At 72.3% G+C, this 19,960-nt stretch carries 11 protein-coding genes; 6 read left to right on the top strand and 5 right to left on the bottom strand.

All coding sequences use genetic code 11. The features are described 5' to 3' along the window. Positions 1-52: 52 nt before the first annotated feature. Positions 53-859, top strand: coding sequence for an adenosylcobinamide-GDP ribazoletransferase (locus tag ABZX96_RS07775; protein WP_355539607.1), 807 nt, complete (start codon positions 53-55; stop codon positions 857-859). Positions 860-1,076: 217 nt separating this feature from the next. On the opposite strand, the gene ABZX96_RS07780 is transcribed toward ABZX96_RS07775, so the two are convergent. The 5 genes from ABZX96_RS07780 to ABZX96_RS07800 form a co-directional block, all read right to left on the bottom strand. After that, positions 1,077-2,030: an endo alpha-1,4 polygalactosaminidase gene (locus ABZX96_RS07780; protein ID WP_355539530.1), complete on the bottom strand. Its 954-nt coding sequence runs from the start codon at positions 2,028-2,030 to the stop codon at positions 1,077-1,079. Continuing rightward, the gene (locus ABZX96_RS07785; protein WP_355539533.1) at positions 2,027-2,725 is read right to left on the bottom strand and encodes a spherulation-specific family 4 protein; all 699 of its coding nucleotides are present in this window, start codon (positions 2,723-2,725) and stop codon (positions 2,027-2,029) included. Before ABZX96_RS07785 ends, ABZX96_RS07780 begins: the two co-directional genes overlap by 4 nt. A 129-nt stretch (positions 2,726-2,854) precedes the next feature. Continuing rightward, the gene (locus tag ABZX96_RS07790; protein ID WP_355539535.1) at positions 2,855-4,327 is read right to left on the bottom strand and encodes a hypothetical protein; all 1,473 of its coding nucleotides are present in this window, start codon (positions 4,325-4,327) and stop codon (positions 2,855-2,857) included. A gap of 424 nt (positions 4,328-4,751) precedes the next feature. Further along, positions 4,752-6,266 (bottom strand): GT4 family glycosyltransferase PelF, encoded by a 1,515-nt coding sequence (pelF, locus tag ABZX96_RS07795; protein WP_355539610.1) that lies wholly within the window; start codon positions 6,264-6,266, stop codon positions 4,752-4,754. Positions 6,267-6,747: 481 nt separating this feature from the next. Further along, positions 6,748-8,850, bottom strand: coding sequence for a hypothetical protein (locus ABZX96_RS07800; RefSeq protein WP_355539538.1), 2,103 nt, complete (start codon positions 8,848-8,850; stop codon positions 6,748-6,750). Between the two features lie 363 nt (positions 8,851-9,213). Here ABZX96_RS07800 and ABZX96_RS07805 point away from each other — a divergent pair, with 363 nt between their 5' ends. The 5 genes from ABZX96_RS07805 to aceE all read left to right on the top strand — a co-directional run bounded on the left by ABZX96_RS07805 (position 9,214) and on the right by aceE (position 19,557). After that, positions 9,214-10,740 carry a leucyl aminopeptidase gene (locus ABZX96_RS07805; protein WP_355539541.1) on the top strand — a complete coding sequence of 509 codons (1,527 nt, stop codon included), beginning with the start codon at positions 9,214-9,216 and terminating at the stop codon, positions 10,738-10,740. Positions 10,741-11,824: 1,084 nt separating this feature from the next. Beyond that, positions 11,825-13,213, top strand: a complete 1,389-nt coding sequence (gene lpdA, locus ABZX96_RS07810) for a dihydrolipoyl dehydrogenase (RefSeq protein WP_355539544.1) — start codon at positions 11,825-11,827, stop codon at positions 13,211-13,213. Between the two features lie 53 nt (positions 13,214-13,266). Continuing rightward, a complete protein-coding gene (gene sucB, locus ABZX96_RS07815) occupies positions 13,267-15,003 on the top strand; it encodes a 2-oxoglutarate dehydrogenase, E2 component, dihydrolipoamide succinyltransferase (RefSeq protein WP_355539547.1) in 1,737 nt (578 codons plus the stop codon). A gap of 742 nt (positions 15,004-15,745) precedes the next feature. Continuing rightward, positions 15,746-16,369: a GntR family transcriptional regulator gene (locus ABZX96_RS07820; RefSeq protein ID WP_355539550.1), complete on the top strand. Its 624-nt coding sequence runs from the start codon at positions 15,746-15,748 to the stop codon at positions 16,367-16,369. 515 nt (positions 16,370-16,884) lie between these two features. After that, complete coding sequence (gene aceE / locus ABZX96_RS07825) at positions 16,885-19,557, top strand: pyruvate dehydrogenase (acetyl-transferring), homodimeric type (protein ID WP_355539553.1); 2,673 nt, start codon at positions 16,885-16,887, stop codon at positions 19,555-19,557. Positions 19,558-19,960 lie beyond the last annotated feature (403 nt).

Consider the following 19,960-nt stretch of genomic DNA (forward strand, 5'->3'; position numbering starts at 1 on the left):
AGCCCCGGGTCCGGGATAGCCTGCCGCGGTGAGCGAAGCCCGTACTCCCCCGATACCCCCCACTCCCCCGCCCCCGGCCCCCGGGCCCGGCCTCGGGGACGCTTTGCGCTTCGCCTTCGGCACGCTGACCGTGCTGCCCGTCACCGTGCGGCGCTGGGACCGGCAGACGGCGCGCGGCGGGATGCTGTGCTCCCCTGTGGCGGGGCTGGTGGTCGGGCTGGCGGCGGGCGGGCTGGGCGCGCTGCTGCTGGTGCTGGGCGGCGGGCCGCTGCTGGCCGCCGTCGCCACGGCCGCCGTGCCCGCCGTCCTGACGCGCGGCCTCCATCTGGACGGGCTGGCCGACACCGCCGACGGTCTGGGCAGCGCCAAGCCCGCGGACGAGGCGCTGCGCATCATGAAGCGGTCCGACATCGGGCCGTTCGGCGTGGTCACCCTGCTCTTCGCCCTGCTGGCGCAGGTCGCCGCGCTGGCCGAGCGGTTCGCCCAGGGCTGGGCGCACGGCCTGTTCGCGGCGGCGGTCGCGGCGGTCGCGGCCCGCTGCGCGCTCACCCTGGCCTCCCGTACGGGGGTCCCGGCCGCGCGGCCCGAGGGGCTGGGCGCGGCGGTGGCGGGCACCGTGCCGAGGGGCCTGGCCGTGCTGGCGGGCGCGGTGGTGGTCGCCGGGTGCGCGGCGGTGGGCGGCGCCTTCGGTCCGTACGAGGCCCTGCGCGCGGGACTGGCGGCGGTGCTCGCCCTCGGCGTGGCGGAACTGCTGCTGCGGCACTGCCGGCGCCGGTTCGGCGGGGTGACGGGGGACGTGTTCGGCGCCCTGGCGGAGTCGGCGGGGCTGACGGCGGTGGTGGTGCTGGCGCTGGGGTGACTCCGGGCGCCGTGTGCGGTCCCGGTCCGCCTCTCGTACGCGTCGGCGCCGACGCGGGGTGACTCCGGGCGCTGTGTGCCCTCCCGGTGGTCCGCCTGTCCTACGCGTCGGCGCCGTTGGCGACCCGTCCGCCGAACGGTGAACGGAAAGCCGGAGACCGGGACCGGAGGCCGGTGACGGGGGCCCGGGCCCGTCCCAGCCCCCCGTCACCGCTGTCTCAGCAGGTCTTCCGCCACACCCCCAAGTGCAGCTTCTTCTCCAGCGAGCTGAGGTGCAGGCTGCGGGTCGTGTCGCAGAACTCGTCCGTCGGCAGCTTGTACTCGACGTGGAACACGGCCTTCTTCGCCTCGACGAACGGCTCGTAGGTGTCGCACTCGTCGTACTCGGCGCACTGCTCGTTCACCGCGAAGTCGAAGTCCTTGACGAGTTCCGGGATCTGGTCGAGGTCGTTCTTCAGGCCGACCGACATGCCGCGCTCGTGGGCGAGACCGGCGATCATGCGGTTGAACGCGAGCTGGTCCTTGGCGGTGAGGGGGAAGCCGGACTCGTTGAGGTAGCCGTCGACGTTGTCCGGCTCCACCGCGTCGAACCCCTTGTCGCGGCACATGTCGAACCGCTTGGCCATCAGCGGGCGCAGCACGTCCAGCTTGCGGATGTCGAGCCAGCGCTCGCCCTCCCAGCCGTTGTCCTTGCCGATGACGCCCTTGGGAAAGCGGCGGGCGTCGGGCCGGAAGTCCTCCCAGGCGCCGACGCTGATGTAGCAGATGACCTTCTTGCCGCGCCGGTGGAGTTCGGTGACCGTCGAGGCGGGGTGGTTGAAGCCGTCGATGTCGTAGACGGGAGCCTTGACGTTCATGTCGAGCTTGCCGGTGAGCTGCCACTGCCAGTCCACGCCCAGCTTGGGGCGCCATATGGCCTTGGGCTTCGAGGAGGCGCCGGAGTCGTCCCCGTCATCCCCGTCGTCACCGTCGTCACCGTCCGAGCCGGAGTCGTCCGGCGTCTGCGTGCCGCCGGCCTTGGTGCCGCCCGGGGTGGGCGTGCCGCTGGGCGACTTGCCGCCCGAGGTGTTCGAGCAGGCGGTGACGAGCGCGAGCAGCGCGGCCAGGGCGATCCAGAGCAGGCGATGGGGGGAGGTGCGGGGGGTGGTTCTGTGGGGGGTGGCTTTCTTCACGTGTTCTCCAAGCAGAACGGGAGGGCGTCCCAGGGGTGCGGGCCGGTGCCGCGGACGGCGCAGTGGACCGCGGCGCCGCGGCGCCGGGCCAGGTCGGCGGCGGCTTGCGCACGGCCGTCGGGGACACCGTGGATCAGGTGGCAGAACCGTTCCGGCGGGTGCCGTGCCGTCCAGGCCGGGATCTCGGCGGCCTCGTACGCGGCCCAGGTGTCCTCGAAGGTGACGAGGAGGTCGGCGACCTCCAGGTAACCGGGGTGCGGGTGCAGCCCGTGGTTGAGGACGACGGTGGTGGCACCCGCGGCGCGGGCGGCGACCGTCAGCCGGCCGTAGTGGGGCAGGAGCTCCGGGCCGGGCGCGGCCTGGTCGAGGAACGTGCCGTCGGCGGCGTACCAGTCGCGGTGCCGCAGCAGGTCCCGGACCACGTCGGCGTGCGGACGGCGGCCGTAGTCGGTGTCGGTGTAGCCCAGCAGCCGCACGCCCGCCTCCCGCAGCCGCCCCGCCACCTCGGCGAACGCCGGGTCGGGGGCGGTACCGGGCCCGTTGGCGGGGTTGAGCACCACGCCGTAGAGCTGCGGTGCCGCCTCGATCAGGCGGCGCCAGGCGTCCGGACGGTCCGCCGGGTGCTCGTACAGCGGCACGAGCAGGCGGGGACGTGCGGGGGAATCGGCGGGTAGGGCGGCGGCTTCGGCGGGCATGGCGGCTGCTTCGGTGGGTGGGAAGGTCGGTGAGGGGTGGTCGGACGAGGGGAAGGATAAGCCGGGCCCGGCCGAAGCGGGCCGGACCGCCTCAGTCTCCCCCGCCCCGTCGCGCGGCAGCACACCGGCCTACCGGTGGGCCGTGGCCCGGCCCAGCAGCGCCGAGCCGAGGGCGGCCAGGACGAGTGCGGCGGTGCCGCAGACGGTGAGCTGGATGGCGGCCGGGGACAGCGTCCCCGCCAGCAGCACCGCGGTCTGTATGAGGGCCGCCACCACGCCCACCACCCCGGCGATCAGCACGGCGCCGAACGCCTGGAGGAGCAGCCCGATCCACAGCACGACCCCCAGCGCGAGCAGCCCCAGCAGGCGCACCGCGTCCATCGGCGGCCCGTCGGGCCACACCACGGCGCCGACGTACCCGAGGAAGGCCAGCGCCACCAGGTACAGGCCCAGGCAGCTCGCCAGGGCGCCGGAGGTGGCGCGCCAGAAGCCGGCCGCGGTGGTGGCGGCGCGGAGCCCGGCGAGCGCGCGGCTGCGGTAGCGGTACAGCAGCCACTCGGCCGGTCCCATGCTGAGGGTGAGCGCCACCGCCGCGGGGGCCGCGACCCGCGCCTCGGTGCCGTACCGCAGCACGTCGCCCAGCGCGGTGTAGAGCACCAGGGCGCCGGTGGCCAGGCCGAACAGCGCGTACGGCAGGGAGGCGACGAGCCGCGGTCCGGGCCCGTCGCGGCGCGGCTCGGCGCGGTGCCGCAGCAGGGTGAGCGCGGCGAGGACCACCGCCGCGCCCAGGGAGAGGAGCAGCAGCCCGCTCCGGACGAGCGGCGGCGGCTCGTACGCCACGAGCACCGCCGCGCCGATCACCACCGGCGCCAGCGCACACAGCAGGGCCCGTTCCCGTCCGAAAACGAGCAGCGCGGTCGCGGCCCCCAGATAGAACGCCTGGCCGACGGCGAAGAGCACCGCCCCGGTCGCGTCCTGGTCGATCGAGGACGCCGCCCAGGCGACCAGCGCCCCGGCCACCGCCCCCGCGGGCGCGCCGAGCGCCAGCGCCCGCGCCGCGGCGCGCCGTTCGCCCAGGCCCAGCCAGGAGTACGCGCGGTGGGCGAGGGCCTGGTTCCAGACCCAGCCGGCCAGCGCGCCCGCCAGCAGCGGTACGGTGCCGGCGGGCAGGCCGTGCGCGTCGGGCGGCCCGGTGAGCAGGTGGGCGCCCACCGCGAAGGACAGGCCGGGCAGCGCGAAGACCAGCGCCCGCAGCAGGCAGGCGAGCAGGCTGACGCGCCAGGGGTCGAGGTAGGCGCCGTCGGGTTCCGGGTAGTGGCGCGGCACCCGTTCGAAGAGTTCCTCGGCGAGGGCGAAGGAGCTGTCCCGCCCGTAGGTGAGGCGGATCTGGTCGTCGTTCATGCCGTCGGACTCGATGATGGCGGCGATCTCGTCGGGGTGGACGGCGGCGGCGATCAGGTCGTGCATGCGCTCGGCGAGTTCGTCGATCGGGTCGGGGGCCGCCCACTCCGGCCGTCTGGGGCGCGGCACCCGCGGCAGCGTGTCCGTACGGCCGTGGCCGGTCTCGTCGTCGCCCGGCACCAGCCAGAGCGGGCCGCTCATCTGCGCGTTCCCTTTCTTCGTTCCGCGTCCCTCTCCTGGGGACGCCTCGTGTGCCGCCTCTTCTGCTTGGGGCGGGGCGAGTGCCTCTCCTTGGGACGCCTCGTGTGCCGCCTGCTCCTGGGATGTCCCCTCGCCCGGGTGTGCTCCCTCCCCGGGGGACGTCCCCCCCTGCGAGGCGGCGACGGACGAGGGCGGGGTTGAGCCGGACGAGGAAGGGGCGGGGCCGGACGCGCTCCCTCCGGCGCCCTCCGAGGACGGGCCGGAGCCAGGCGCGCTCCCTTCCCCGCCCGAGGAACCCGCCTCCCCCGGATGCTCGCCCTCCCCCGGCTCCCCACCCGTCCGCGTCGGCCCTTCCGTCATGCCGTCATCCCGCCCGTCATGCCGTCATCCCACCCGCTCGCTCACCCGCTCACCCGCTCCCCGCTCACCCGGCGGAGTGGTCCGCGGCGAGGACGGCCCAGGGGCTGCGGAGCCGCAGCGTCCAGTCCTTCTGCTCCTCGGCGGTGGCGGTCGCGGCCTCTTCGGTGGTGGCGGCGGGGGTGTCCAGCTCCCGGTAGATGTTGCGGAAGCCGTCCACCGAGCGGCGCAGCGTGAACTGGTCGATGACCCGCTGCCGGGCGCGGGCGCCCATCTCGGCGCGCTTCTCCCAGCCGCCGCGCAGCAGCCGGAGGACCGCCTCGGCCATCGCCTCCGGTTCGCGGGGCGGCACCACGAGCCCGGTGTCGCCGACGGCCTCGCGGACCCCGCCCACGTCCGTGGACACGGTGGACCGGCCGCAGGACATGGCCTCGATGAGGCTGAAGGGGAACCCCTCGCTGATGCTGGAGAGCATGACGATGCTGCCGGCCGCGTAGGCGCGGGCCACGTCGTCGATGCGGCCCTCCCAGCTCAGGCCGTCCGTCACGCCGAGCGAGGCGGCCAGCTTCTCGCAGCGCACCCGGTACTCCTCGCCGCCGGCCGGCACCCCGCCGAACAGCCTCAGCCGCAGCTCGGGGACCTCCTTGCGGGCCAGCGCGTAGGCACGGATGAGGGTTTCCAGGTCCTTGATGGGGTCGATGCGCCCGGCCCAGCTGAGGGTCGGCAGGTCCGGTTCCCGCTCGGCGTGCGGGAAGAGCTGGACGTCGACGCCGTTGTAGACGGTGCGGATCTTGTCGGGCGGGGTGCCGCCGCGCTCCTCCCAGCGGCGGTTGTACTGGTTGCACGGGGTGACGAGGTCGGCGGCGCGGTAGCTCTCGATGGTGAGCTGGCGGTAGAAGCCGAGCATCAGGGCCTTGACGGGCCACCGCTGGGCGTCGGAGCGGTAGCCGAGGTAGCGCTCGCGCAGGTAGATGCCGTGCTCGGTGAGCAGGAAGGGCACCTGGTCGAATTCCTTGGCGGCCAGCGCCGGGAGGCAGGCCAGGCCGTTGCTCACCGCGTGCGCGACGCTGTCGGTGGGGACGCGCACGGACAGCGGGCGCAGCGCGTGTTCCAGCAGGTCGGTGGCGGTGAGCGCGTCGTGGACGGTGGGCTTGGCGGCGCGGGTGTGGACGTGCGGCAGGGTCCAGATCCACATCAGGGAGCGCAGCGCGGCCTCGGTGCGCAGGGTGGCGCTGAGGCGTCCGGCGCGGGCGATCTCGGCGAGGCGGTAGAGCTCGGTGCCGAAGTCGGTGCAGGACCGCGGGTCCAGGAGCGAGAGCAGGAAGCGTTCGTAGGTGTCGATGAAGCGGCGCCGGTCCTGGCCCCGCAGCGGGCGGGCGGCGCGTCCGCCCGGGGGCGGCCCCCACATGGGGACGGAGGAGTGCCGGTAGACGTTGGACGGGAGGTCCCAGGTCACCGGTTCGCGTCCGGTGCCGGTGAGCGCGATGACGTGGAACCGTACTTCGGGCATGCCCTGCACGAGCTGGTTGCACCAGGTGGAGACACCGCCCGAGACGTGCGGGTAGGTGCCTTCGGTGAGCATGGTGACGTGCCGGCCGCGTCCGGCGGAGTCGCCGGGCTCCTCGGGACTTCGGCCGACCTCATACAGGGTTGGCTTCATGATGGATCCCCCCCGGGACATAAGTGGTGCTCGGTGGTGCAAGTGTGGGCGGTGATGTTGGACGGGCGCCACAGTGACGGCACGCGTCCGTGCCCGGCTCCGGAGTACCGGGTCCGTCCGCGTGCCGTCCCGTTCGATGGCGCACGTTCGCTCCGTACGGAAGCGCCTCGCACGGCAGCGCTCCCGTACCTCACGTTCTGACGCGTTCTTTCACACTCTTTTGCGTTCTTTCGCGTTCTTTCGAAAGCGATCGGAAGCATTCTCGAACAGGACGTGCGGCGGTTCGGGTGCGGCGGGTGCGTTTTCGGGCAACCGCGCGGGGCCGCACGCGGGTGGGCGCCGACGCCCGGCCCTGGCCCGCCCGGGCCCGGTCCGGGCGTCGGCGGGACGCCTCCCCGACCCGTCAGGCGCCGGCCGGGAGCTTCAGGGTGATGCCCGTCCCACCGGCCGGTGCCGTGGCCCACGCCGAGACCCGGCCCGCGTAGGGGGTGCCGAACGCGGCGGTGCCGTCGGACAGTTGGGTCTGGGTGCCGACCGGCATCGTAGCCGGGGCCGCGGTGCCGTCCGGTGACGTGATGGTGACGGTGTCCCCAATTCTGTAGGCCGTCACGGAACCCCTGTCCAGGGCCTCCTGCCAGGCCGCGCGGTGCCGCATCTCCTCGCCGATGGCGCTTTGGCGGAGATTCACCACGGGGGTGTTGTCAACGAACAGTCCGCGGTACTCGGCCAGAACTTTGTCCAGAACCGGGTAGGCGACGCGGTCCTCGGCGAGGTTGGACTGGTGGATGTAGTGCGGACGGGGATCGTTGCCCAGGACGTGCCCGAGGGCGGTGCGGGCCTCCTGGGGCACGATGTACGACCGGTAGCCGGTGTCCTCGTCCAGGGGCTCGGGGAGGCAGGTGGAATTGGGGTCGGTCTCGCAGATCCCGCTGCCGCCGTCGGACTTGCGGGTGTAGATCCAGTTGTACTCGTCGGCCGCCTCGGCCTCGGTGCCGGTGTTGTAGAAGACGTTCATGGGGTAGCGCGGCACGGTCAGCGCCGGGCCGGCGTCGCGCTGCGCGGACTCGCGGGAATTGTCGCTGGCGAGCCACTTGATGCCGGTCGTGGTGAGCGCGGGCCCGAGGTTCGGGTTGTCCTGCGGCTGCTGCGGGAGGGTCTTGAGGCCGGAGTGCTCGCCGGTGACGAGCTCGGTGGGGTCGAGCTCCAGGCCCTTGGCGACGCCCCAGGCGTGGTTCTTCTGGATCTCGCCCTCGATGTCCTTGCGCGGGGTCCACTTCGTGCCGCCCTGGGAGTCGGTGGCGCACCGCCACGGCACCACGGAGGTGTCCTGGACACAGCCGAGGAAGGGGTGGGTGTAGGTGTGGTTGGTCCAGCGGTACTGGTTCTTGTCGGCCAGCATCCGGTCGGCGAGCGGGTCGCTGCCGCCGTGCTCGGCCTTCCACTCCTCGCCGGACCCGGCGTTGTAGACCATGTCGAACGTGAAGCCCTGCCGGCGCTGCCAGTCCGCGGCGTAGGCGGCGTCGTTCTGGTCCATCCGGATGGGCACGGTGTCCGGGGTGCCGGCGGGGCAGTCGAAGTCGCCGGGGGTGCAGTTGTTCTCGGTGTCCCAGCGGGCGTCGGGGGCGAAGATGTCGTCGACGTGCACGGCGAAGTAGTTGCGGCTCTGCCCCAGGTGGATGCCCTGGGTCAGCCATTCCACGATGCCGCGGGCCAGCACCCGGAACTGCCGCTGGTAGCGGTTCTGCGCGAAGGTGATCACCAGTTCGCGGCGGCCGTCGTGGGCGTACTCGCCGATGAGCGAGCCGCGGACGGCGGAGCCGGGCACCTGCGCGTCCAGGAGGGTGGTGAACTTCGTCCCGGCGGGCGGGTCGGCCAGCGGCTGGGCGATGTACCCGTAGCTCTCGGACACCTGCGGGTCGTCGTCGGCGAAGGGCACCGTCCCGGCGAGGTACCCGAACGGGCCCGCCTTGCCCTCGGCGGTCGTCCGGGTGGCGAAGCCGTCGAGCACCCCGGCGTACCCGCCCTCGTCGGGCGTGCGCAGCCCGACCGCCGGACGGGCGTAGACGTACGCGTCCACCTGGGGGATCTTGAAGGTGCGCTCGTACGCCGCCAGCGCCGCCAGCTCCGTGGAGGCGGGCGAGCCGAAGGGGTTGTCGTTCGGCAGCACGACACCCTGGAACTTGGCGCGCGGCCGGCCGTCCACCGTGTCGCTCAGGAAGTCCGCGTCGATCAGGGGACGCGCGGGGTTCGTCAGGTCGACGGCGGTGTAGGGAACGCCGCTGTTGCGCAGTTCCGAGGTGATGGCCTGGGTGCTGTCCCCGCCGTCGGTCAGGACGAGGACGCGTAGGTCGATACGGGGCTCCGGATCGGCGCCGGCCGGCGCCGCGGGCAGGCCCACGGCCAGCAGCAGCGCGGCGGCGATCCCCGCGATTCCTCTGAAGGCTCTGGATGTGCGGCTTCTGGCTGCTCTGCTTCTGGCTCTTCTGCTTCCGGCTGCGCGGCCCATCGGCGTCATCCCTTCCCCCCGGAAGTCCCCTCTGCCACTGGAGCGACATCAGGCAGGCTCGTGCAAATCATGCGAAGGAACCTGTCGTTCCATCACACAGTCGTCACGACTGTGGCGCACGTCTCATTTCCTTCACGCTGATTGACGGCAGAGCATTCCGGGTGACCGCGCCACACCCGCCCATCCCGCACCAACCTCCGCTCCAGCCCGCCCAGTTCGCACGCATCCCGCCCCCTGGGGACCCCGCGACCGGAGCAGCCACCACCGCATCAGACGGCGCGATGCGGCAGACCCGAGCGTAGGCTCGGCCGCAGCAGCGCCCAGAGCGCGAACGAACTCGGACGGAACAGGACTCTCATCACCGTGACTGCACTGACCCTCAGTACTTCTTCCGCCGCCACGCTGCGCGCGGACGCCGTCGTCGTCGGCGTGGCCAAGGGCCCCAAGGGCATCGTCGTGGCCCCCGGCGCCGAAGCCGTGGACAAGGCATTCGACGGCAAGCTCGCCGCCGTCCTGGAGACCCTTGGCGCGAGTGGTGCCGAGGGTGAGGCCACCAAGCTCCCGGCCCCCTCCGGCCTCAAGGCGCCGGTCGTGCTGGCGGTCGGCCTGGGCGAGGCCCCGGCCAAGGACGACGCGTACGACGCCGAGGCGCTGCGCCGGGCCGCGGGCACCGCCGCCCGCACCCTCACCGGGTCGAAGAAGGCCGCGTTCGCGCTGCCGGTGGAGACCGCCGAGGACGCCGCCGCGGTCGCCGAGGGCGCCCTGCTGGGCGCGTACGCCTACACCGCGTACCGCACCAACGGCGACGCCAAGAAGAAGGACGACAAGTCCGCGCCGCTGGCCGAGGTCGCGCTCCTGGGCGCCAAGCCGCGCGACAAGGCCTACAAGGCCGCCGCGGAGCGCGCCACCGCGCTGGCCGCCGAGGTCCACCGCGCCCGCGACCTGATCAACGCCCCCTCCAACGACCTGACCCCCAAGTCCTTCGCGACCGAGGTCCAGGCCGCCGGCAAGGAGTTCGGCCTCAAGGTCGAGGTGCTGGACGAGAAGGCGCTCCTCAAGGGCGGCTACGGCGGCATCATGGGCGTCGGCCAGGGCTCGGAGAACCCGCCGCGGCTGGTGAAGATCACCCACACGCACGCCAAGGCCAAGAAGCACCTCGCGTTCGTCGGCAAGGGCATCACCTACGACTCGGGCGGCATCTCCCTGAAGCCGGCCGGCCACAACGAGACCATGAAGTGCGACATGAGCGGCGCCGCCGCCGTGTTCGCCGCCGTGCTGGCCGCCGCCAAGCTGGGCCTGGAGGTCAACGTCACCGGCTGGCTCGCGCTCGCCGAGAACATGCCCTCCGGCTCCGCGATGCGCCCCGGCGACGTCCTGACCATGTACAGCGGCAAGACCGTCGAGGTCCTGAACACCGACGCCGAAGGCCGCCTCGTGCTGGCCGACGCGCTCACCCGCGCCTCGGAGGAGCAGCCGGACGCGATCGTGGACGTGGCCACGCTGACCGGCGCGATGGTGCTGGCGCTCGGCAACCGCACCTTCGGCATCATGGCCAACGACGACGCCTTCCGCGCCTCCCTGCACGAGATCGCCGAGGAGGTCGGCGAGCAGTCCTGGCCCATGCCGATGCCCGCCGAACTGCGCAAGGGCATGGACTCCCCGGTCGCCGACATCGCCAACATGGGCGAGCGGATGGGCGGCGGCCTCGTCGCCGGCCTCTTCCTGAAGGAGTTCCTCGGCGAGGGCATCACCTGGGCCCACCTGGACATCGCCGGCCCCGCCTTCAACGAGGGCGGCCCCTGGGGCTACACCCCCAAGGGCGGCACCGGCTCCGCCGTCCGCACCCTCCTCCGCCTGGCGGAGCGCACGGCGGCGGGCGACCTGGGCTGAGGCCTGGCCCCGGTCGGCCCGCCATCTTCGGCCTGTCGGCCCGCACCTGCGGACGACAGGCCGACAAATTCCAGCCCGTCCGGCGATTGAGGACACGGTGGCTGATCGGCGAGCTTGTGATCTCCGGCCTGTCGGCCCGCACCTGTGAACGACAGGCCGGCAAATTCGAGCCCGTCCGGCGATTGAGGACAACGCCCCCGGCGTTCACCGGTACCGAAGATCACCCACCGCCCGCCCATGAGCCCGCACGCGCGCTCACCGGGGTGTCCTCAAACGCCGGACGGGCTGGAAATGGCGGGCTCGGCCCAAAGGGTGCGGGCCCCCGCCCCGGGCAGCCTGGCCGGCGCCACCGGCCACGTGCGACTTGTGGTCGCCCCCGTCACTGTGCCCTCAAGCGCCGGACGGGCTGAAGATGGCAGGCTCGGCCCCGAAGGTGCGGCCCCCCAGATCACAGGGGTGGTGAGCCGCGGCTCATCGCAGCCCCCGTCACCGTGTCCTCAAACGCCGGACAGGCTGAAGATGGCAGGCCCGGCCCGCAAGGTGCGAGACCTCCGCTCCGGCCGGACGTCGATCCGGTCGTCGCCCCCCGACCCACGCCCAAGCGAGCCCGGCGCACGCCCAGGGGCATACGCGGGTGCCGAAAGCGTGGGGCCTGCCTCCCTAGGGCCGTCAAAGAAAGGCCGGGCCGACGCAAGTCACACGCGAGCCCACCCACCGGCACCCCGAAAACGCTTGGCAAGTGATCATGCCCCCACTACGCTCGGCGGAGGCCCGGTGACCACCTGCTGGCAGGCAGGGGGCGAGTCACCGCGTGAGAAGGGCCATACGGCACCGCCGTACGGGCCCCGGCGTTCGCTGTCAACGAAATCCGTACGTCTGTACGCGCCAGTAACCCCCCTGGAGCGGGCGATCCGCGTCCCCTGAGCCCGGCCCGCCGTCCCGGCTGCGTTCAACAAGTGCGAAGATGGGTTCTTGGCAGACAGGGCCCCCCTTACCCAGGGCCGATGTAACCAGCGGCCGAACAACAGCCGCCGCCCGGTCAGTGGAGACCGGCTCCGGCGTACCCATGCATGGAGGACGTGACGTGGCGAACGACGCCAGCACCGTTTTCGACCTAGTGATCCTCGGAGGCGGTAGCGGCGGTTACGCCGCTGCCCTGCGCGGGGCGCAGCTGGGCCTGGACGTCGCCCTGATCGAGAAGAACAAGCTCGGCGGCACCTGCCTGCACAACGGCTGCATCCCGACCAAGGCCCTGCTGCACGCCGGCGAGATCGCCGACCAGGCGCGCGAGTCGGCCCAGTTCGGTGTCAAGGCCACCTTCGAGGGCATCGACATCGAGGGTGTCCACAAGTACAAGGACGACGTGATCGCGGGCCTCTACAAGGGCCTGCAGGGTCTGGTCGCGTCCCGCAAGGTGACCTACATCGAGGGCGAGGGCCGGCTGTCCTCCCCCACCTCGGTGGACGTCAACGGCCAGCGCATCCAGGGCCGCCACATCCTGCTGGCGACCGGCTCCGTGCCGAAGTCGCTGCCGGGTCTGGAGATCGACGGCAACCGCATCATCTCCTCGGACCACGCGCTGAAGCTGGACCGCGTCCCGCAGTCCGCGATCATCCTGGGCGGCGGTGTCATCGGCGTCGAGTTCGCCTCGGCGTGGAAGTCCTTCGGCACCGACGTCACGATCATCGAGGGCCTCAAGCACCTCGTCCCGGTCGAGGACGAGAACAGCTCCAAGCTGCTGGAGCGGGCCTTCCGCAAGCGCGGCATCAAGTTCAACCTCGGCACCTTCTTCCAGTCGGCGGAGTACACCGAGACCGGCGTCAAGGTCACGCTGGCCGACGGCAAGACCTTCGAGGCCGAGGTGCTGCTGGTCGCGATCGGCCGCGGCCCGGTCTCCCAGGGCCTGGGCTACGAGGAGGCCGGGGTCGCCATGGACCGCGGCTACGTCCTCGTCGACGAGTACATGCGCACGAACGTCGAGACCATCTCGGCCGTCGGCGACCTCGTCCCGACCCTCCAGCTCGCGCACGTCGGCTTCGCCGAGGGCATGCTGGTGGCGGAGCGGCTGGCCGGCCAGAAGGTCGTGCCGATCGACTACGACGGCGTGCCGCGTGTGACGTACTGCCACCCCGAGGTCGCCTCCGTCGGCATCACCGAGGCGAAGGCCAAGGAGCTGTACGGCGCCGACAAGGTCGTCGCTCTGAAGTACAACCTCGCGGGCAACGGCAAGAGCAAGATCCTGAAGACCGCGGGCGAGATCAAGCTCGTCCAGGTCAAGGACGGTGCCGTGGTCGGCGTCCACATGGTCGGTGACCGTATGGGCGAGCAGGTCGGCGAAGCCCAGCTGGTCTACAACTGGGAGGCCCTGCCGGCCGAGGTTGCGCAGCTCATCCACGCGCACCCGACGCAGAACGAGGCGCTCGGCGAGGCCCACCTGGCCCTGGCCGGCAAGCCCCTGCACTCCCACGACTGACCCCAGTCCCGGGCGCGACCACATCCGCACATTCGTAAGGAGCAACTGAAACCATGGCGGTTTCCGTAACCCTTCCGGCGCTCGGCGAGAGCGTCACCGAGGGCACCGTCACCCGCTGGCTGAAGGCCGAGGGTGAGCGCGTCGAGGCCGACGAGCCACTGCTGGAGGTGTCGACCGACAAGGTCGACACCGAGATCCCGGCCCCGGCCTCCGGCGTCCTGGCCTCCATCAAGGTCGCCGAGGACGAGACCGTCGAGGTCGGCGCCGAGCTGGCCATCATCGACGACGGCAGCGGCGCGCCCGCCGCCGCCCCGGCCCCGGCGCAGGCCGAGGCCCCCGCCGCGCAGCCCGAGCCCACCCCGGCTCCGGCCGCCGAGGCCCCGGCCGCCCCGGCTCCCGCCCAGGAGGCGCCTGCCGGTGCCGCCCAGGGCACGGACGTCGTCCTCCCCGCGCTCGGCGAGAGCGTCACCGAGGGCACCGTCACCCGCTGGCTGAAGGAGGTCGGCGAGTCGGTCGAGGCCGACGAGCCGCTGCTGGAGGTCTCCACCGACAAGGTCGACACCGAGATCCCGGCCCCGGCCTCCGGTGTGCTGCTGGAGATCGTCGTCGGCGAGGACGAGACCGCCGAGGTCGGCGCCAAGCTGGCCGTCATCGGCTCGGCCGACCAGAAGGCCGCGGCCCCGGCCGCCGCCCCGGCTCCGGCCGCCCCGGCTCCGGCTCCGGCCGCGCCGCAGGCCCCGTCCGCCCCGGCCCCGCAGGCCGTCGAGGCCCCGGCTCCGGACCCGGCCCCGGCCGCTCCGGTTCCCGCCCCGGCGCCCGCCGCCGCCCCGGCTGCTCCGGCCGCCCCGGCTTCGGCCGAGGCCGACGGCGCGTACGTCACCCCGCTCGTGCGCAAGCTCGCGCAGGAGAACGGCGTGAACCTGTCCGCGGTCAAGGGCACCGGTGTCGGTGGCCGCATCCGCAAGCAGGACGTCATCGCCGCCGCCGAGGCCGCCAAGCAGGCCGCCCCGGCTCCGGCCGCCGCCCCCGCCGCCGCCTCCAAGGCGCCGGCTCTGGAGGCGTCGCCGCTGCGTGGCCAGACCGTCAAGATGTCGCGGATGCGCAAGGTCATCGGCGACAACATGATGAAGGCCCTGCACGGCCAGGCCCAGCTCACCAGCGTGGTCGAGGTGGACATCACCAAGATCATGCGGATGCGCAACAAGGCCAAGGACGCGTTCGCGCAGCGTGAGGGCGTCAAGCTCTCCCCGATGCCGTTCTTCGTCAAGGCTGCGGTCCAGGCGCTGAAGGCCCACCCGGTCGTCAACGCCCGGATCAACGAGGACGAGGGCACCATCACCTACTTCGACACCGAGAACGTCGGTATCGCGGTGGACGCCGAGAAGGGCCTGATGACCCCGGTCATCAAGGGTGCCGGCGACCTCAACATCGCGGGCATCGCCCGCAAGACGGCCGAGCTGGCCGGCAAGGTCCGCAACAACAAGATCACTCCGGACGAGATGTCCGGCGCGACCTTCACGATCAGCAACACCGGCTCGCGCGGTGCGCTGTTCGACACGGTCATCGTGCCGCCGAACCAGGTCGGCATCCTGGGCATCGGCGCCACCGTCAAGCGCCCGGTGGTCGTGGACCACCCGGAGCTCGGCGAGACCATCGCCATCCGCAACATGACCTACCTGGCGCTCTCCTACGACCACCGCCTGGTGGACGGTGCCGACGCGGCCCGTTACCTGACGACGGTCAAGCAGATCCTGGAGGCCGCCGAGTTCGAGACCGAGATCGGTCTGTGAGCTCGCTGAGCCGCTAGGAACGCCAGCAGCGTGAAAGGGTCGGCCCCGGTTCTTGTATGAGAGCCGGGGCCGACCCCTTTGTGTTCTGGGGGTGGTCGGAGCCGTTCATGGGGGCGGTTGCGGGGTGTTCCAGGGTCCGTTGCGGGGTGTTCCGGGGCCGTTGCGGGGTGTTCCGGGGGCGGTCGCGGGGTGTTCCGGGGAGTTGTCCCGGGGGCGGTTGCGGATCGTTCCGGATCGGTTGCGCTGTCCCGGGGGCGGTTGCGGATCGTTGCCCGGTGTTCGGTTGCGGGCTCGCTGTGCTCGGTGTGGGGGCTGGGCGGCGGTCCCGCGTGCGTGGGACGGCCCACAGATGCGCGGGGTGCTCTCCGAGGCGTTTCCTCCGATTACGAGGAGGTGAGCACTTCGGCCCTCCGTTTTGCAGGAATCGATCGCTTCCGCCTGGCACGTTCGTTTTCCGATCACTTCGGCTAGCCCTGACGGACGAAGACGGGACCGGCTCCTCCGTGCCCGCCGCCCGCATAATGGCTCTCCACCGGGCTCTTCCGAACGGCCCGGCCGCCGTCTCTCCCCCACCACCTCCCAAGCGCCGCCCGCCGACCGGCCGGGCGCCCTTCACCGACCCTCCGTCCGGCTCGCCTCCCCCGTCCGTCCGCCTCCGTTCCCCATCCCGTCCACTCCCGCTCTCGTCCGCCCCTCGTCCGTTCGTCGCCGTTCACCCCGAGTTCGCTCTAAGGAGCACGTCATGACCCCGCCCGTCGTCCATTCGCTGCGCGAGCAGATCCGCGAGCACATCCTTGAGGGGATCGTCAGCGGTCGCTGGCAGCCGGGCGAACGGATCGTGGAGCGGCGGATCGCGGTCGAACTGGAGGTCAGCCAGACGCCGGTACGCGAGGCGCTGCGCGAGCTGGAGTCGCTCCAGCTGATCGAGTCGGCGCCGAACAAGGGCGTCCGCGTGCGGAATCTGACCGCCGACGACCTCAAGGAGAGCTATCCCGTCCGGGCGGGCCTGGAGCAGGTGGCGGCGGAGCTGGCCGTCGCCCGGCTCGCGGAGGATCCCTCGGCGCTGGAGCGCGAGGTCGCCGCACTGTGCGAGGCGGACCGGCACGGCGACGGCGAGGCCCAGGTGCGGCACACGGTGGCCTTCCACCGCGAGATCGTCCGGGCCGCCCGGAACTCCGTCCTGCTGCACACCTGGGAGTCGCTGGGCGTGGAGGTCTGGACGACGCTCTCCATCCGCTGGTTCAGCCCCGAGCCGCGCTCGCACGCCCGGGATCATCAGGAGCTGGTGGACGCGTTCCGGCGGCGCGACCCGCGGATCGGCGAGCTGATCAAGACGCATGTGCTGAGCTGCGCGCCTCGGGTGTGAGGGGCGTTCGGGGCGGGCTGGTCGTGGCGGGCTGGTCACGAGGGTTCGTTCCGGGGCGCGACGGGGTTCCTTCCGGACCGCGATGGGGGTTTGTTCCGGGGCGCGAGGGGGTTTGTTCCGGACCGCGACGGGGTTCGTTCCGGAGCGCCGTCGAGGGGCCGTTCCCGAGCGCCGTCGAGGAATTTGCCGCGGGGCGTCTGAAAGGCCTTTGAAGGAGATTCGAAGGGCTGACGAGGGGCGGGTGGCGGTGACCCGGCGGGGGTGGCCGGCGGCGCGCCGCACGGTGACGAAAAGGCGCTGGTGAGCGGCCCTTCCGGAGGCTCCGTAACGCCCCCCGTTTGCACTGGCACCGCGTGCCAAAAAGTACGGCACCCCGTGCCGACCTGCGGTTTTCCCCTCGGCGAGCGTTGATCGATCATCGATCAGAGGCGTATCGTCGATTGCGGGGCGACACCCTGCCTGCCACTTGCCTGTCGCACCCCCGCATCTCCCTCCCGTCCGGAAAGGGGCCACCCATGCCCGATCCCGTACGCCTGCCGTACAGCCAGCTCGACCAGATCCCGGACCGTGACCCGGAGGAGACGGCCGAGTGGCGTCAGTCGCTGGACGCCGTGACCGAGGCGGCCGGCCCGCACCGTGCCGCCTACCTGATGCGCCGTGCCCTGGAGCACACCGCGCGCACCGAGGGCACCGCCCTGCCGTCCCTCCTGGAAACGGACTACGTCAACACGATCCCGACCTCCGCCGAGCCCGAGTTCCCGGGTGACGAGGCGATGGAGGCCCGGATCACCGCCTGGAACCGCTGGAACGCCGCCGCGATGGTCACCCGCGGCTCCCGCCAGGGCCTGGGCGGTCACATCGCCACCTTCGCCTCGGCGGCCTGGCTCTACGAGACGGGCTTCCAGCACTTCTTCCGGGGCAAGGAAGCGGACGGCAGCGGCGACCAGCTCTACATCCAGGGCCACGCCTCGCCCGGCATCTACGCCCGCGCGTTCCTTGAGGGCCGGCTGACCGCCGACCAGCTCGACCGCTTCCGCCAGGAGGCGGGCGGCGACGGCCTGCCGTCCTACCCGCACCCGCGGCGGCTGCCCTGGCTGTGGGAGTTCCCCACCGTCTCCATGGGCCTGGGCCCGCTGTCGGCGATCTACCAGGCGCGGTTCAACCGCTACCTGGAGCACCGCGGCATCAAGGACACCTCGCACTCGCACGTCTGGGCGTTCCTGGGCGACGGCGAGATGGACGAGCCCGAGTCGACCGCCGCCCTGGCCCTGGCCGGCCGCGAGGGCCTGGACAACCTGACCTTCGTCATCAACTGCAACCTGCAGCGCCTGGACGGCCCGGTCCGCCCGAACTTCAAGATCGTGCAGGAGCTGGAGGCCCAGTTCCGCGCCGCCGGCTGGAACGTGGTCAAGGCGCTGTGGGGCCGGGCCTGGGACGAGGTCTTCGCCCTGGACACCGACGGCGCGCTGCTGCGCAAGCTCCGCGAGACGCCGGACGCGCAGTTCCAGACGTACGCCACCCGCGACGCCGCCTACCTGCGCGACCACTTCTTCGGCGGCGACCCGTCGCTGGGCCGGATAGCCCAGGGGCTGAGCGACGCCAAGCTGCTGGAGCTGTTCCAGACCTCCCGCGCGGGCCACGAGCCGCGCAAGGTGTACGCCGCGTACAAGGCCGCCCTGGAGCACAAGGGCGCGCCGACCGTCATCCTGGCGCAGACCGTCAAGGGCTACACCCTCGGCGCGGGTTTCGAGTCCCGCAACGCCAACCACCAGATGAAGAAGCTCACCGGCGAGCAGTTCCGCACCATGCGCGACCTGCTGGAGCTCCCCATCCCGGACAGCGCCCTGAACGCGGACGTCGTCCCCTACTGGCACCCGGGCGAGAACTCCCCCGAGGTCGCCTACCTTCGCGAGCGGCGCGCCGCGCTCGGCGGCCCGGCCCCGGCCCGCAAGGTCGTCGCCAAGCCGCTGCCGATGCCGTCCGACAAGGCCTTCGCACCGCTGCTCAAGGGCTCCGGCAGCCAGGAGATCGCCACGACCATGGCGTTCGTCCGGCTGGTCAAGGACCTCATGCGGGACAAGGAGACCGGCCGCCGCTGGGTGCCGATCGTCCCGGACGAGGCCCGCACCTTCGGTATGGAGTCGCTGTTCCCCTCGGCCGGCCTGTACTCGCCGGTCGGTCAGACCTACGACCCGGTCGACCGTGACCAGCTCCTGTACTACAAGGAGGCCAAGGACGGTCAGATCCTGAACGAGGGCATCACCGAGGCCGGTTCGCTGGCCGACTTCACCGCCGCGGCGACCGCGTACGCCACGCACGGCGAGCCGATGATCCCGTTCTACATCTTCTACTCGATGTTCGGTTGGCAGCGCACCGCCGACCAGTTCTGGGCGCTCGCCGACCAGCTCGGGCGCGGTTTCGTCATCGGCGCGACCGCGGGCCGCACGACGATGACCGGCGAGGGCCTCCAGCACGCCGACGGCCACTCGCACCTGATCGCCTCCACCAACCCGGCGGCGCTCTCCTACGACCCGGCCTTCGCGTACGAGGTCGCGGTGATCGTCAAGGAGGGTCTGCGCCGGATGTACGGCCCGGACGCCGAGGACGTCTTCTACTACCTGACCGTCTACAACGAGACGAAGGTGCAGCCCCCGATGCCCGAGGGCGTCGAGGAGGGCATCCTCAAGGGCCTCTACCGCTACAAGCAGGCCGAGGGCGCGGCCGAGACCGCCCCGCGCCTCCAGCTCCTGGCCTCCGGCACGGCCATCCACTGGGCGCTGGACGCGCAGCGGATGCTCGCCGAGGACTGGGGCGTGGCCGCCGACGTCTGGTCGGCCCCGTCCTGGACGGAGCTGCGCCGGGACGCCCTGGAGTGCGACGCGGCCCGCCTGGAGGGTGAGGACCGGGTGCCGTACGTGACCCGCGCGCTGGCCGGCGCTCCCGGACCGGTCGTGGCGGTCAGCGACTGGATGCGGGCGGTTCCCGACCAGATCGCGCCCTGGGTTGAGCAGGACTGGGTCTCCATCGGCACGGACGGCTTCGGCCTCTCCGACACCCGCGAGGCCGCCCGCCGCCACTTCGGCGTCGACCCGCAGTCCGTCGTCGTCCAGGCCCTGGCCGCCCTCGCCCGCCGCGGCGAGGTCAAGACCACGACGGTCAAGGAGGCCCGGGAGCGCTACGGCCTGTAGGCCGCGCGCCGCCGGTGACCGCCTTCACGGTCGGCCACCGGCCCGCCTCTGGGAGGCCCGGTCTTCGGGCCCGCCTTCGGGAGGCCCGGTCCGAGGGCCGGTCCTCCCCCGCAGACCCCGTACGAGAACCCTTCCCGCGCCCGGGGTTCTCGTACGGGAACCCTCCCGCACGCCGGGGCCCCACCGACATGGGCCCCGGCTTGCGGTGTTCGCGTTCGACTGGGTGGAGTGTTCGCCTTCGGCGGGGTGGATGACTGCCGGGTGTCGAGCCCGCATTTTCCAGCCCGTCCGGCGATTGAGGACACAGTGACGGGTGGAACAACACGCCACACCCGCCATCTCAAGCCCGTCCGGCGATTGAGGACAACGCCCCCGGCGTTCACCGGTACCCAAAGATCACCCG

The organism is Streptomyces sp. NPDC003077 (assembly GCF_040611095.1).
Classification (GTDB): domain Bacteria; phylum Actinomycetota; class Actinomycetes; order Streptomycetales; family Streptomycetaceae; genus Streptomyces.